This window comes from Natrialba sp. PRR66, from assembly GCF_034808065.1.
Taxonomy (GTDB): domain Archaea; phylum Halobacteriota; class Halobacteria; order Halobacteriales; family Natrialbaceae; genus Natrialba; species Natrialba aegyptia.
Genome location: NZ_JAXHGN010000217.1, coordinates 1 through 248 on the forward strand (window position 1 = coordinate 1; position 248 = coordinate 248).

A 248-nucleotide genomic window follows, 5' to 3' on the forward strand; every position below is an offset into this window, starting at 1 on the left:
GACGAGAAGACGTGGCTGCGCGCCGACGCCGGCGGGATGGTCGACATGCACTTCGAGTGCGGGTCGCTCGTCCACGAGGGCGACCGCATCTGCACGATCACCAGCCCGTTCAAGGACGACAACACGGCCGTCGACGCGCCGTTCACCGGCGTGCTCGTCGGCATCCTCGAGAACCCCGTCGTCTACCCCGGGAACCCGCTCTGTCACCTCGTCGAACTCGACGAGCCGACGCGGCGCGCGCTCGAACG

General features: G+C 69.0%; 1 protein-coding gene. It reads left to right on the forward strand.

Going from position 1 to position 248, the window contains the following annotated elements; translation table 11 throughout:
- Positions 1-248: succinylglutamate desuccinylase/aspartoacylase family protein (locus SM755_RS24030; RefSeq protein ID WP_323174886.1), on the forward strand; the 248-nt coding region annotated here is incomplete at both ends.